We start from the raw sequence: 13514 nt of genomic DNA, 5'->3' as shown, positions 1-13514 counted from the left end.
ATGTACAATGGAGGCTTAGCCTCCATTGTTTTTATTTGTAAGTGTACTGGAGGGCTCCATGGCTGTAGCTGCCAATAAACGTTCTGTGATGACTCTTTTCTCAAGTGCATCAGATTTGTATAGCCATCAGGTTCGCATTGTACTAGCTGAAAAAGGCGTAAGTGTTGAAGTTGAGCTTGTTGACGAAGCAAACCTTCCTGCTGAGCTTGTTGAGCTAAACCCATATAAATCAGTGCCAACTCTTGTTGACCGTGAGCTAGCTCTTTACGATTCAAAAATCATCATGGAGTACTTGGACGAGCGTTTCCCTCATCCACCTCTAATGCCGGTTTACCCTGTTGCTCGTGGCAACAGCCGCTTGATGATGTACCGTATCGAACGCAACTGGTATTCACTCGCTGAAAAAGTGATGAAAGGTAATGCGGAAGAATCAGAAAAAGCACGCACAAAGCTGCGTAATGATCTTCTGACGTTAGCGCCAATTTTTGCTGAATATGAGTACTTCATGAGCGAAGAATTCAGCTTGATCGATTGTTACCTAGCTCCACTATTGTGGCGTTTGCCTCAACTTGGTATCGATCTTGTTGGCCCTGGTTCAAAAGAAATCAAGGTATACATGAACCGCGTATTTGAACGTGATTCGTTCCTTGCTTCTTTGACTGAAGCTGAACGTGAAATGCGCCTAGTTCGCTAAGCGATTTAAAACACGTTATGGATATTGCAAAAATGACTGCTCGCCGCCCGTATATGCTTCGCGCATTTTACGACTGGTTAGTAGACAATGACTTGACTCCTCACTTGGTTGTGGATGCAACAATGCCAGGGGTGCGTGTCCCGGTTGAATTTATTCAAGATGGTCAAATTATTTTGAATATTGCGCCACGTGCAGTGGGTAATCTTGAGTTAGGTAATGATGCGATTACCTTCCATGCTCGCTTTAGCGGTCGTCCGCACTCAGTGATCGTGCCTGTGTATGCTGTTCAAGCTATTTATGCACGTGAGAATGGTGCTGGTACTATGTTTGAACCAGAAGAAGCGTACACTCACATCGAAGAAGAAGCGATGACCGAGGAAGAATCATCCCCATCGTTCACAACGGTTAGCGATGAGCCTTCTGAGTTAGTTTCTGATTCAGATGCCGAAGAGGACGATGCTCCTCGACCAAAAGGCAAACCAAGCTTAAGAGTGATTAAATAATAAAAAAGCAGCGTTACGCTGCTTTTTTCTTTTTAACTTGTTGAAGATGATTTCAAGCCAGACTTTGGAAATTACTCACTAATCGTAAAGACTTCGACGTTCTTTTCACTTTCTGTACTTGCCTCACTTTCTATTGTTTGTACACCGTCACTCGGTAAGTCTACTTCAACAGGCTCCATTTCGCCGTATTGGAACCCTTTAATGACTTGTTTTACGCCTGAGATATTACGCGCGATTTCTGTCGCTCGATCGCCTTGCTCTGGCGTGACATAACCAAACAGAAAAACGTCGCCATCTTCGGTGATCACTTTAACCTTAACACCATTAAGCTCAGAATCAGTAAGCAAAGCTGACTTTACTTTGGTTGTGATCCAGCTGTCATTGCTAATCTGGGTAACAGTGAGTGGCTCTTTTTGTTTGATTTGATTGTGTATGACTTTTACACCACTAACTTCTCGAGCCCTTCGCTCTAAAGTAAGGATAAGGTCTTGTGTCGGAGCTTGTCCCATAAGGACTACAGTCCCATTATATGAACTGGCAACGACACGAACTTCACCTTTAAACGGTGCTTTATTGCCGATCGCCGCAACTTCGAATTCGATGTTATTGTCCTGCCAGATTTGTTTTGTCGTGCGTGTGTCCGTGACAATATTCGCTGTGGTTGCTGCACCTGCGATAAACAAACCTGCGCAACCACTTAAACTCAATGCTGTTAATAAGATAACAAGGCTACGTATCATAATTCTGACTCTCAGTCTTGGTTACTCTTCGTGAGCAGGGAAAAGCACTTGGTCAATAAGATCACAAAGGCAATGGAGTGTTACCATATGTACTTCGTGAATACGTGCAGTGCGGTGTGATGGAATACGAATTTCGACGTCGTTCTCACCGAGCAGTCCTGCCATCTCTCCGCCATCTTTTCCTGTTAGCGCGATAATCGTCATGTCTCGAGTTACGGCTGCTTCCATCGCTTTGATAATATTTTTACTGTTACCGCTAGTCGACATGGCAAGCAAAATGTCGCCTGGTTGACCAAACGCTCGTACCTGTTTTGAGAAGATTTCCTGGTAGTGGTAATCGTTGGCCACTGCGGTTAGGGTGGTATTATCGGCGGTTAAGGCCATTGCTGGTAGGCTAGGGCGCTCAGTTTCAAAACGGTTTAAAAGACAAGAAACAAATTGTTGAGCGTTTGAAGCACTGCCGCCATTACCACAACATAAAATTTTATTGCCATTAAGCAGGCTCGACACCATCGCTTGAGCTGCATGAGTAATGGCATCAGGCAGCGCCTCTGCTGCTGCGATTTGAATTTGAATACTTTCTGTAAAGCTGTCTTTAATGCTGTCTAGCATCGCTTATCCTTCAGAGATTGCGTTTTCTATCCAGTTGATATCTCGCCCATTATCATGAATGGCGATGACATCAAATCGATAATCGATATTGTGTTTTAAGCGCTTTTGTTGGCTAAGCCAAACTTGTGCGGTTTTGACTAGCTTGCGCATTTTAGCGTGCGTCACCATTTCTGCTGCCGAGCCAAAGTGATTGTTCTTACGGTATTTGACTTCAACAAACACAATAGTTTCACCTTGTTGGAAGATTAAATCAATCTCACCGACCTTAGTCAGAAAATTTTGTTCAATAAAGTTTAAGCCCTGGCGTTGTAAATACTGCTTCGCCAGAGCTTCATATTGATTTCCGATTTGGCGCTTACTAAAGAGCCCCACGCTCAGCCCAGCTTAGCTCACGCTGTACAACACAATTATTGTCGATACTTAAAATACCGGTTTGGCCGCCAACTGAGTAGCCCGGAACGACCTTCATTTGTGGCAGCTCCCCAATCAATTTATACGCATCCATACCCAGTGCTTTCAAACGTTTTTCCATGTTAGATTGCTCTGACCACAGCTCGTTCATTTCAGCGGTCACGCTAGGGTCTGGGTCAATCAGTAATGGGATATCGCTGTAGATGATGCCTGTTAGATCTTCGTAAGTCGCGCCGCCACTGTTGCTACGCGAGCTAGAGAAAATTTGAGGAGCTTTGGCGTCTGGGTTAATCGCTACCTCAATAAATGGCTTGATCAAAGTCAGTTCCGTGCTTCTAGCAACAATATAAACCGCATCGACATCACGACGGCTACGTGGCTGTGTTTCAAGCTTGATACGCATTAGTGATTGCATCTGAGCAATACGTTGTTTGCTTTCTTGCAGACCAAATACTTCATTGATGTCTTTTTGAAGTTGGCGCTTGTCGCCAAAATAACTTGCTGCGACTTTATTAGAGCTGTACTTGCGCCATTCTTTGTTGAACGCTTCAGTTACGCGCTCACCAAAGCTGCCCTTTGGTGCCAGGATCAGAGGGAAGTTATAGCCTTCGCTGAACAAGTGTTTCGCTGCTTGTGCGGCTTCTTGTTCTGGTGATAATGCCAAGTAGCAAATATTGCTATCTGGTTGCACATCTTCGGGAATATTTAGCGCAAGGGCTGGAATCGTAGGACCATTTTCTGAGCCATCCATGGTTGTGTGCAATAGCTCAACGTTTTCTTTTTCTAGGGGACCAACAACAAAGTCGATGTTTTCATTGATCAAACGTTGTTTAATTTGGTCGGCGTTATACGCATTAGTGTCTATTACCGTGAGGGTAGCGCTTGGATCACGGTTACGATCATTCATCATCGCAAACACAAAACCATCACGAATTAATTGCGCTTGTGGCGAGAATTTACCAGTAAGCGGCAGTAACAAAGCGGTGTTGTTTGGTTTAACGATGTCTAGAGAGAGAATGTTTTGAATCTCTTCTGGTGTGTAGATAGCGGCTGGGTGCGATGGGTTCTCGTTTAACCAGCGTTCTAGGGTATTTTTTAGTTGAGATAAGTTGCCCGACAACGTTTTCGCATAAATAGCGAGTTGTAGCCAACCATCCAAAACATCTTCATTTGGCTCTGTTTCTAATGAGGTCAGTTCGTACTCGGAATAGCTGCCAAAGTTCATCCAAATACGGCTAGAAATCTCTCTCTGCTCCGCGGACGATGCATATTGGCCAAATGCAACCAGTTGGCGGTTTGCCTCAAACGCTTGGTTAAGACCTTGATAAGCGTCGGCACGCATCAAGTAATAGTCTTTCCATTGCTCATTTGGTAACTTCCACCAAGGTTTAAAATTCAACAATTGCAGCAACTGAGAGTAATTACCCTGTTTTTGCTGTATGGTCGCACGCGCTAGTTGCCACTCTGCTTGCTGAACTTCGGTTAACTGTTGACGAGCCAGGCGCTTGATCAACATTTCTGCTTGATCAAACTGGTTTGCTTGAATCGCGGCTTTGGTTGCCATGATCAACCAGTCATTTTGTAAACTGCCTTCCGTGCTATCAGCTTGGATCATATAGTTCTGAACAGACTGAGTAGGCTCAAGTGTTACATCAACGCCATCAGGCTGTCTTGGACCTGAAGAACAGGCGGCGAGCGTAATTGCTAGTGCAACAGGAGTAAGTATGCGTGGTACACTGAGTCTCTTATGGTTAATCATTGCCGTGAGTTCTCTATAATTTTGTACAAAATTGTCTCTATATTAATCGTTGAAGTGATGGTAAACAAATGACAGATAAAAATAAGTTGCCGAATGAGGGGCCAACTCTCTATATCGTACCGACTCCAATCGGAAATTTAGCGGATATCACCCAACGTGCTATCGAAATTCTGTCGACTGTGGACATCATTGCCGCTGAGGATACTCGACATACGGGCAAATTACTGTCTCACTTCAATATTCAAACCAAAACTTTTGCTCTACATGACCACAATGAGCAGCAAAAAGCACAAGTTTTGGTAGAAAAGCTGCTTTCCGGTCAGTCTATCGCATTAGTTTCTGACGCTGGTACGCCACTTATCAGCGACCCAGGATACCATTTGGTGACAAAATGTCGTCAAGCGGGCGTTAGAGTTGTGCCTCTTCCAGGTGCCTGTGCGGTCATTACGGCGTTAAGTGCCTCTGGCTTGCCATCTGATCGCTTTAGCTTCGAAGGTTTTTTACCACCGAAAAGCAAAGGTCGTAAGGATAAATTCCTAGAGATTGCTTCGGTAGAGCGTACGTGTATTTTTTACGAGTCACCGCACCGTATTTTAGACTCTCTACAAGACATGTTAGACGTTCTTGGCCCAGATAGAGAAGTTGTGTTGGCAAGAGAGCTAACAAAAACCTTTGAAACCATTCAAGGCATGCCGTTAGGTGAGCTGATTAAATGGGTGAAAAGTGACGATAACCAACAGCGTGGTGAAATGGTATTGTTGGTACATGGCCATCGTGAAACAACAGACGACTCACTACCTGAAGATGCTTTACGCACGTTAGGGATTTTGACCAAAGAGCTGCCTTTGAAAAAAGCAGCTGCTTTGGTGGCAGAAATACATAACTTGAAGAAGAATGCGCTATATAAATGGGGCTTAGAAAACTTAGACTAAGTGCCGCTAGCGAGATAAATGGTCAATGAGGGCTGATGTTTAGGAATCGGCCTTTTTATTATCTATTTTTGGCGCGCTGACTAAAAAGTCATCACTTAGTGCATTCATTTCATCATATCTGTGATCTAACTAGACTCTGAAGTGAGAACTCTATACAATCCGCCCTCGGAGCTGACTGGGTAGTCGCTGCTTTGTTGATGTCCTTCGGGAGACTGACGTCGAAGTCCCTTTGGGAGACTGACGTTGACGTCCTTCGGGAGACTGACAAAGGGGAGGAAAGTCCGGGCTTCATAGAGCAAGGTGCCAGGTAACGCCTGGGGGGCGCAAGCCTACGACAAGTGCAGCAGAGAGAAGACCGCCGATGGCCCGTAAGGGTACAGGTAAGGGTGAAAGGGTGCGGTAAGAGCGCACCGGACGACTAGCAATAGTTCGTAGCAGGGTAAACTCCACCTGAAGCAAGACCAAATAGGCCTCCACATTGCGTTGCTCGCGTAAGGAGGCGGGTAGGTTGCTCGAGCCAGTGAGTGATTGCTGGCCTAGACGAATGGCTACCGCCGCGCAAGCGGAACAGAACCCGGCTTATGTGTCGGCTCCACCTATTCGAGACCCATCTCTACTTCGGTAGTGATGGGTTTTTTGCATTTAATTGACGCAAACTATGTCATTACCAATAAACTTGGCGTAAATCACGTCTAACTTTAGACTTGTGGTGGCGATGATGTAGGAAATCAGTACACTAAAGAATCGCTTCAAGATCATTCAACGAGAAAGCTATGACCGAAACCTTCCAACATATTTCCGTGTTATTAAATGAATCCATTGATGGCTTAGCTATCAAACCAGACGGCGTCTATATTGATGGAACATTTGGCCGTGGCGGTCACAGCCGGACAATTCTATCTAAACTCGGTGAAAATGGCCGACTGTACAGTATCGACCGTGACCCTCAAGCGATCGCTGAGGCAGGCAAAATCAATGACCCTCGCTTCACCATTATTCATGGTCCATTTTCTGGTATTGCTGAGTATGCTGAAGAGTATGGGCTAGTTGGAAAAGTGGATGGTGTTCTTCTGGATTTAGGCGTTTCTTCTCCTCAGTTAGACGACGCAGAGCGTGGCTTTAGCTTTATGAAAGATGGTCCGCTAGATATGCGTATGGACCCGACATCAGGTATTCCAGTATCTCAATGGTTGATGGAAGCAGACCTCGATGATATCACTTGGGTCATTCGCGAGTTCGGGGAAGATAAACATGCGCGCCGTATTGCAAAAGCGATTGTTGCCTACCGTGAAGATGAAGAAAATGAGCCAATGGTTCGCACTGGTCAGCTGGCAAAATTGATTTCAGATGCCGCACCGAAAAGTTTTAAAGAGAAAAAACACCCTGCGACTCGTGCTTTCCAGGCTTTTCGTATTTACATCAACAGTGAGTTAGAAGAAATTGATACGGCACTTAAAGGCGCGGCGAGCATTCTTGCTCCTGAAGGCCGTTTATCTGTGATTAGCTTCCACTCTCTGGAAGACCGTATGGTCAAACGTTTTATCCGTAAAGAGAGCAAAGGGCCTGAAGTGCCACACGGTATTCCAATGACGGAAGAGCAAATTCGTGCTCTTGGTAGTGCGAATATGAAAGCGGTGAGCAAAGCGATTAAACCAAGCAAACAAGAAATTGAAATGAACCCTCGTTCGCGCAGCTCTGTGTTAAGAATTGCAGAAAAGCTTTAATTATTATGACGAAATCCACTCCTAATCTTGCTAAGTTGATTGCAACGGATCTCCTCACTGTTGGTCGCTGGCCATTACTGTTGTTGCTATTGATCGTGGCATCGGCAATGGGAGTGGTATTTGCTACCCACCATGCGCGTCAAGCGATCACCGAGAAAGACCATACGTTGGTTGAACGAGAACGATTAGATAGCGAATGGCGTAACTTAATGTTGGAAGAAACTGCCCTCGCGGAACACAGTCGTGTTCAAGACCTTGCCAAAAAAGAACTTGAAATGAAACGACCTGATGGCGATAAAGAAGTGGTTGTCACGCTCAAATGATTAGAAAAAAATCCAACACGAAACAAGCCAATAAGCGTAAACCTGTAGCAAAAGAGAAAGCGGCTACGGGGGATAAGAAAACCGATAACAAAGCAGTGAAAGTGGCGGTCGAAGAATCTTTCTTGATTCGTTGGCGCTTCCATCTATTACTGTTTTTTGTTTTTTGTGCATTTGCCCTTTTGGTGGCACGCGTAGCCTACATCCAAATCATTGAGCCAGATAACCTGATTAAACAAGGTGACCTACGTTCGGTTCGTGTTAAATCCATTCCTTCTGCTCGCGGTATTATTTCGGATCGAAATGGTGAGCCGCTTGCTGTCAGTGTACCGGTTGAGGCGGTTTGGGCAGATCCTGCCACGATATTTAAAGAAAACGCGTTAAGCCAGACCAAAAGTTGGCATGCATTAGCGGATGTTCTTGGTATTGACCGACAAGGGTTAATAGACAAAATCAAGCGCAATGAAAAACGCCGCTTTATCTACTTGCAGCGCCAGGTCAGTCCGGCCATGGCGAACTATATTCGTGAGCTAAAGCTGCCAGGTATTGGCCTTAAGTCGGAATCTCGTCGTTATTATCCTGCAGGTGAGGTTAGTGCTCACTTAGTCGGTGTAACAGGCATTGACGGGCATGGCCTAGAAGGTGTGGAGCGTAGCTACGATGAATGGCTCACTGGCGCGGCGGGTAAGAAAACTATTCGTAAAGACCGTTATGGTCGTGTTGTGGAAAACATTGCTTGGCAAGACAAGCAAGAAGGTAAATCACTTCAGTTAACCATCGATCAGCGCCTACAGGCGATTGCGTATCGTGCGATTAAGCAAGCCGTTGCGGACCACCGCGCCACTTCAGGTTCCGTTGTCATGTTGGATGTAAAAACGGGCGCCGTATTGGCCATGGTTAATGCTCCTTCTTACAACCCTAACAATCGTAGCGATTGGCAAAGCTATCAAATGCGTAACCGAGTGATCACAGACTCAATGGAGCCCGGTTCGACCATTAAGCCTTTCGTTATTTTAGCCGCCTTAGAAAATGGGATAGCTGATAAAGATACCATCGTAGATACCGGTAATGGTGTCCTACGTTTAGGTGGTAGTCGAGTCAGAGATGTCTCTCGCGTAGGCAAAGCGAGCTTGACCACGATCCTTAAAAAGTCGAGTAATATCGGTGTGACGAAGCTAGCAATGCAAATGCCGGTAGAGGCGCTTCTTGGGCTGTACAGTTCAGTGGGTTTTGGTGAGCTTTCTGGCCTAAACCTAGTCGGGGAAGTGACGGGTATTTTTCCTACACGAACTCGTTGGTCGCCAATTGAGCGCGCCACGATTGCGTTTGGTTATGGTCTATCAATTACACCAATCCAGCTAGCCCATGCTTATGCGACGCTTGGAAACCTTGGCAAATACGAGCCTATTCATATTATCGAAAGCAATGATCATGACATGTCACGCCAAGTGGTGAGTGCGAAGTATGCGCGTCAAGTATTAGACATGTTGGAAACCGTAACTCAAAAAGGGGGCTCGGCTCGCAGAGCGGCAGTTCCTGGTTATCGAGTGGGAGCGAAAACAGGTACATCACGTAAAGCTTCTGCCGGTGGGTACAGCGACGAGTACATCACCTACACGGCTGGGCTTGCTCCGGTTAGCGATCCGCGAATTGCTTTAGTAGTGATCGTAAACGAGCCTCAAGGTGATGACTACTATGGTGGTTCGGTAGCGTCTCCTGTCTTCTCTGAAATCATGAAAGGCGCGCTACAAATACTCAATGTTGCACCTGACGAAAACAAATTCCAACAGTAAGCCCTGTGGTTTACTGAGCAAACAAAATTAAGAAAACCTGAGCCAAAGCTCGGAGAACAAATATGACTAAAGCCATCAGTATGGACGTGCTGCTTTCCCCTTGGGTGGATTGCCCTAGCTTATCGTCCGTTCTTGTTTCTGAATTGGAGCTCGACAGCCGAAGAGTTCAACCTGGAACCACGTTTGTAGCAGTGATTGGCCATGTTGTGGATGGGCGTAAATTCATTGCCTCTGCAATTGAGCAAGGTGCAAATGCAGCCCTGGCGCAAGCCTGCGATGTCAAAACACATGGTACGGTGGAAATCATTGATGATGTTCCCGTCATTTACATTGATAGGTTGGACCAACGTTTATCCGCGATTGCTGGAAAGCTTTATGCTTACCCTGATATGGATTTGATTGGTGTCACCGGCACCAACGGCAAAACCACTATTACCCAGTTAATAGCGCAATGGCTAGAACTGCTTGACCATAAAGCGGCGGTAATGGGAACAACAGGAAATGGCTTCCTCAATAACTTGCAACAAGCTGCGAATACAACGGGGAATGCCGTTGAAATTCAGAAAACGCTCTCCTCTCTCGCAAATCAACAAGCCACATACACCGCGCTAGAAGTATCTTCTCATGGCCTGACGCAAGGTCGTGTCAAAGCATTATCATTTGCGGCGGGCGTGTTTACTAACTTAAGTCGTGACCACTTAGATTATCATGGCACGATGGAAGCGTATGCCAATGCAAAGCTTGGGTTGTTCACGCAACACCAATGTGAACGTGCCATTATCAATGTTGATGATGAAGTCGGTCATCAATGGGCGTCGCAGTTAAGTAATGCGATCGCTGTCTCGCTCAAGCCGTACACTGAATTTGAAAGCGCAATTTGGGCGACGGAAGTCAGTTACGCGGAGTCAGGGATTACTATTAAGTTCGATGGTAAATTTGGCTCAGGTGAATTGCACGCGCCTTTGATTGGTGAGTTTAATGCAACCAACTTAATGCTCGCTTTTGCGACCTTATTAAGCTTAGGTAAAGAGAAACAAGCGTTACTCGAAACCGCAGGTCAACTGCAACCTGTACTCGGCCGAATGGAGTTGTTCCAAACTGAGGATCGTGCCAAAGTCGTGGTCGATTATGCCCATACTCCTGATGCTTTAGAAAAAGCGCTGCAAGCTTTACGAGTTCATTGTGAAGGCCAGCTGTGGGCTATTTTTGGCTGCGGTGGCGATCGCGATGCAGGTAAGCGCCCAATGATGGCGGAAATTGCAGAGCGTCTAGGTGACAGAGTGGTGTTGACTGACGATAACCCACGCAGCGAAGATCCGGTTCAGATTGTGAAAGACATGTTAGCTGGGCTGTCAAAACCTGCTGAAGCGATTGTTCAGCATGACCGCTTCAAAGCACTGTCTTATGCCATTGAAAATGCTTCGCCAAACGACATTATCTTGTTAGCAGGGAAGGGCCATGAAGATTATCAGATTCGTAATGGCGAAACGATTCATTACTCCGACCGCGAGTCCGCAATGCAACTTTTAGGATTGACCTCATGATCAAAGTAACGTTATCTCAAATTGCAGACATCACTCGTGGCGAGCGATTCGGCGACGATCTACTTATCGACGCGGTTTCTACTGATACACGAACGATTGATCGTGGGGCTCTATTTGTCGCGTTAGTAGGGGAGCGCTTTGACGCGCACAACTTTTGCCAACAAGCGGTAGATGCAGGTGCCGGTGCTTTACTCGTAGAAAAACGCTTAGATGTGAATGTGCCGCAAATTGTGGTGTCGGATACCAAACTTGCATTGGGTGAGTTTGCTTCTTGGGTGCATCAAGCATGCAAAACACCTACCGTTGCCATCACCGGAAGTTGCGGTAAAACTACCGTAAAAGAAATGGTTGCGAGTATCCTGCAATTGAAAGGCAAAGTGTTATTCACGGCGGGTAACTTCAATAATGATATTGGTGTTCCGTTGACATTATTGCGCTCACAGCAGGATGATGATTATGCCGTGATTGAGCTTGGTGCTAACCATATAGGTGAAATTGCTTACACGACTCAGTTAGTAAAACCAGATATCGCGTTAGTGAACAATGTAGCCGCCGCTCACCTTGAAGGCTTTGGTTCTATCGATGGCGTGAAACAAGCCAAAGGTGAAATCTACCAAGGCCTTTCAGCTGGTGGTATTGCGATTGTTAACCTAGACAGCAATGGTGAAGCCAAGTGGGATGAAGTGTTAGCAGATAAGAAAGTCATTACTTTTTCACAAAGTAATACTGATGCAGACTTCTTCGCTTCTAACATCGTATTGAACGCCGCAGGTGAAGCAAGCTTTGACTTACATATCGCAGCAAGCTCACAAGAAATTGAACTGTCTCTGGGTATTATAGGTCAACACAACGTTGCGAATGCGATCGCTACTTCTATTATTGCGTTACAAATGGGAGCCACATTAGAAGAGGTTCGTGCTGGCCTTAAACATTTGAACAAAGTGAAAGGTCGCGTCGAGGTTGAAGCGCTGAGCGAAAAGATAAAATTGATTGACGACAGCTACAACGCGAGCGTGCCAGCCATGAAAGCGGCAGTTGATTTATTGGCCGCTTTCCCAGGTCAACGCTGGCTGATTTTAGGTAATATGGCGGAATTGGGCGAGGAAAGTCTTGCACTTCATCGTCAAGTCGGGGAACATGCTGCCCCACAAAAATTTGAACATGTTCTCACATATGGTGCAGACGCCAAGGTGATCAGTGATCTTTGCCAAGGCATTCATTTTGAGACGCACCAAGAGATGATTGAATACATCAAGCAGCATCTAGACCAAGCCGTTCCTGAAAACCATACGATATTGGTGAAAGGAGCGAATGGTGCACGTATGTTTGAAGTCGCTGCTGCTTTGAAGGAGTATTATTAATGATTATTTGGCTTGCCGAGCTGCTACAGCCATACCTGTCTTTTTTCCGATTGTTTGAATACTTGTCTTTTCGAGCAATCCTAAGCGTATTAACCGCTCTAGGTCTGTCATTATGGATGGGACCAATCATGATCAAGCGTTTGCAAATGCTGCAAATTGGTCAGGTAGTGCGTAACGAAGGTCCTGAATCTCACTTTAGTAAGCGTGGTACCCCAACAATGGGCGGTATCATGATCTTAGCGGCCATCTCAATCACGATTTTGCTATGGACAGACTTATCCAACCCTTACGTATGGGCGGTACTGACAGTCTTACTTGGCTACGGTGCGGTCGGATTTGTTGATGATTATCGTAAAGTGGTACGCAAAAATACCGATGGCTTGATCGCGCGTTGGAAGTACTTCTGGCAGTCGTTGATCGCGTTTGTCGTCGCTTTCGCATTGTATGCTTACGGTAAAGACACAGCAGCAACTCAGCTAGTGGTGCCATTCTTTAAAGACATCATGCCGCAACTTGGTTTGATGTATATCATTCTGACTTACTTTGTCATTGTAGGTACAAGTAACGCGGTTAACCTGACTGATGGTCTAGACGGTTTGGCAATCATGCCAACGGTTCTTGTTGCAGCAGGCTTCGCGGTTATTGCATGGGCGACCGGTAACGTTAACTTCTCTGAATACCTTCATATACCATACTTACCACATGCATCTGAGTTAGTTGTCGTATGTACAGCAATCGTAGGTGCAGGCCTTGGTTTCTTGTGGTTTAACACTTACCCAGCACAAGTGTTCATGGGCGATGTAGGTTCACTAGCGCTTGGCGGTGCATTGGGCACCATTGCTGTTCTAGTTCGTCAAGAGTTGGTGTTAGTGATCATGGGTGGCGTATTTGTAATGGAAACGCTATCAGTCATCCTGCAGGTAGGTTCTTACAAATTACGTGGTCAGCGTATTTTCCGTATGGCACCAATTCACCACCACTACGAATTGAAAGGTTGGCCAGAACCTCGCGTAATCGTGCGCTTCTGGATTATTTCTATGGTTCTTGTTCTGATTGGTCTTGCGACATTGAAAGTGCGTTAATCGCGCTTTCCAAGAACAAGATTTACAGTGTGATCAAAT

13 protein-coding genes and 1 other RNA gene are annotated in these 13514 nt (G+C 45.8%); 10 read left to right on the top strand and 4 right to left on the bottom strand.

Annotation, left to right across the window (positions count from 1 at the left end; all coding sequences use genetic code 11):
* Positions 1-58: 58 nt before the first annotated feature.
* Both sspA and sspB read left to right on the top strand, forming a co-directional pair.
* Positions 59-694: a stringent starvation protein SspA gene (gene sspA / locus R7E78_RS06550; RefSeq protein ID WP_005372897.1), complete on the top strand. Its 636-nt coding sequence runs from the start codon at positions 59-61 to the stop codon at positions 692-694.
* 17 nt (positions 695-711) lie between these two features.
* Positions 712-1197, top strand: a complete 486-nt coding sequence (sspB, locus tag R7E78_RS06545) for a ClpXP protease specificity-enhancing factor (RefSeq protein ID WP_005387408.1) — start codon at positions 712-714, stop codon at positions 1195-1197.
* A gap of 71 nt (positions 1198-1268) precedes the next feature.
* Here the strand turns inward: sspB and R7E78_RS06540 are convergent, their stop codons facing one another.
* The 4 genes from R7E78_RS06540 to R7E78_RS06525 are packed head-to-tail and all read right to left on the bottom strand — an operon-like array spanning position 1269 to position 4719.
* On the bottom strand, positions 1269-1937 hold the full coding sequence (locus tag R7E78_RS06540) for a BON domain-containing protein (RefSeq protein WP_047101992.1): 669 nt from the start codon (positions 1935-1937) through the stop codon (positions 1269-1271).
* Between the two features lie 21 nt (positions 1938-1958).
* Entirely contained in the window at positions 1959-2549 is a 591-nt protein-coding gene (locus R7E78_RS06535) for a phosphoheptose isomerase (RefSeq protein ID WP_005372901.1), read from the bottom strand.
* Between the two features lie 3 nt (positions 2550-2552).
* Entirely contained in the window at positions 2553-2921 is a 369-nt protein-coding gene (locus tag R7E78_RS06530; protein WP_005372903.1) for a YraN family protein, read from the bottom strand.
* Positions 2908-4719, bottom strand: a complete 1812-nt coding sequence (locus tag R7E78_RS06525; protein WP_005372905.1) for a penicillin-binding protein activator — start codon at positions 4717-4719, stop codon at positions 2908-2910. The genes R7E78_RS06530 and R7E78_RS06525 overlap by 14 nt, the downstream gene beginning before the upstream one ends.
* A gap of 68 nt (positions 4720-4787) precedes the next feature.
* Between R7E78_RS06525 and rsmI the strand changes: the two genes are divergently transcribed.
* From rsmI to mraY, 8 genes are all read left to right on the top strand, one after another.
* On the top strand, positions 4788-5651 hold the full coding sequence (rsmI, locus tag R7E78_RS06520) for a 16S rRNA (cytidine(1402)-2'-O)-methyltransferase (RefSeq protein WP_047101994.1): 864 nt from the start codon (positions 4788-4790) through the stop codon (positions 5649-5651).
* 167 nt (positions 5652-5818) lie between these two features.
* An RNA gene (gene rnpB, locus R7E78_RS06515) (RNase P RNA component class A) lies at positions 5819-6249 on the top strand.
* Positions 6250-6424: 175 nt separating this feature from the next.
* The gene (gene rsmH / locus R7E78_RS06510) at positions 6425-7375 is read left to right on the top strand and encodes a 16S rRNA (cytosine(1402)-N(4))-methyltransferase RsmH (RefSeq protein ID WP_017633610.1); all 951 of its coding nucleotides are present in this window, start codon (positions 6425-6427) and stop codon (positions 7373-7375) included.
* Between the two features lie 5 nt (positions 7376-7380).
* Positions 7381-7698, top strand: a complete 318-nt coding sequence (ftsL, locus tag R7E78_RS06505; RefSeq protein ID WP_005372920.1) for a cell division protein FtsL — start codon at positions 7381-7383, stop codon at positions 7696-7698.
* Positions 7695-9488 (top strand): penicillin-binding transpeptidase domain-containing protein, encoded by a 1794-nt coding sequence (locus R7E78_RS06500; protein ID WP_318057767.1) that lies wholly within the window; start codon positions 7695-7697, stop codon positions 9486-9488. Before ftsL ends, R7E78_RS06500 begins: the two co-directional genes overlap by 4 nt.
* Before the next feature lie 62 nt (positions 9489-9550).
* Positions 9551-11032, top strand: a complete 1482-nt coding sequence (murE, locus tag R7E78_RS06495; protein WP_047101996.1) for a UDP-N-acetylmuramoyl-L-alanyl-D-glutamate--2,6-diaminopimelate ligase — start codon at positions 9551-9553, stop codon at positions 11030-11032.
* Positions 11029-12393, top strand: a complete 1365-nt coding sequence (locus tag R7E78_RS06490) for a UDP-N-acetylmuramoyl-tripeptide--D-alanyl-D-alanine ligase (protein WP_318057766.1) — start codon at positions 11029-11031, stop codon at positions 12391-12393. The genes murE and R7E78_RS06490 overlap by 4 nt, the downstream gene beginning before the upstream one ends.
* A complete protein-coding gene (mraY, locus tag R7E78_RS06485; RefSeq protein WP_005372931.1) occupies positions 12393-13475 on the top strand; it encodes a phospho-N-acetylmuramoyl-pentapeptide-transferase in 1083 nt (360 codons plus the stop codon). The genes R7E78_RS06490 and mraY overlap by 1 nt, the downstream gene beginning before the upstream one ends.
* Positions 13476-13514: the final 39 nt, after the last annotated feature.

The organism is Vibrio sp. YT-19(2023), from assembly GCF_033337395.1.
Note: the sequence above shows the minus strand (reverse complement) of the source record. Positions and strands in the feature narration are given on the sequence as shown.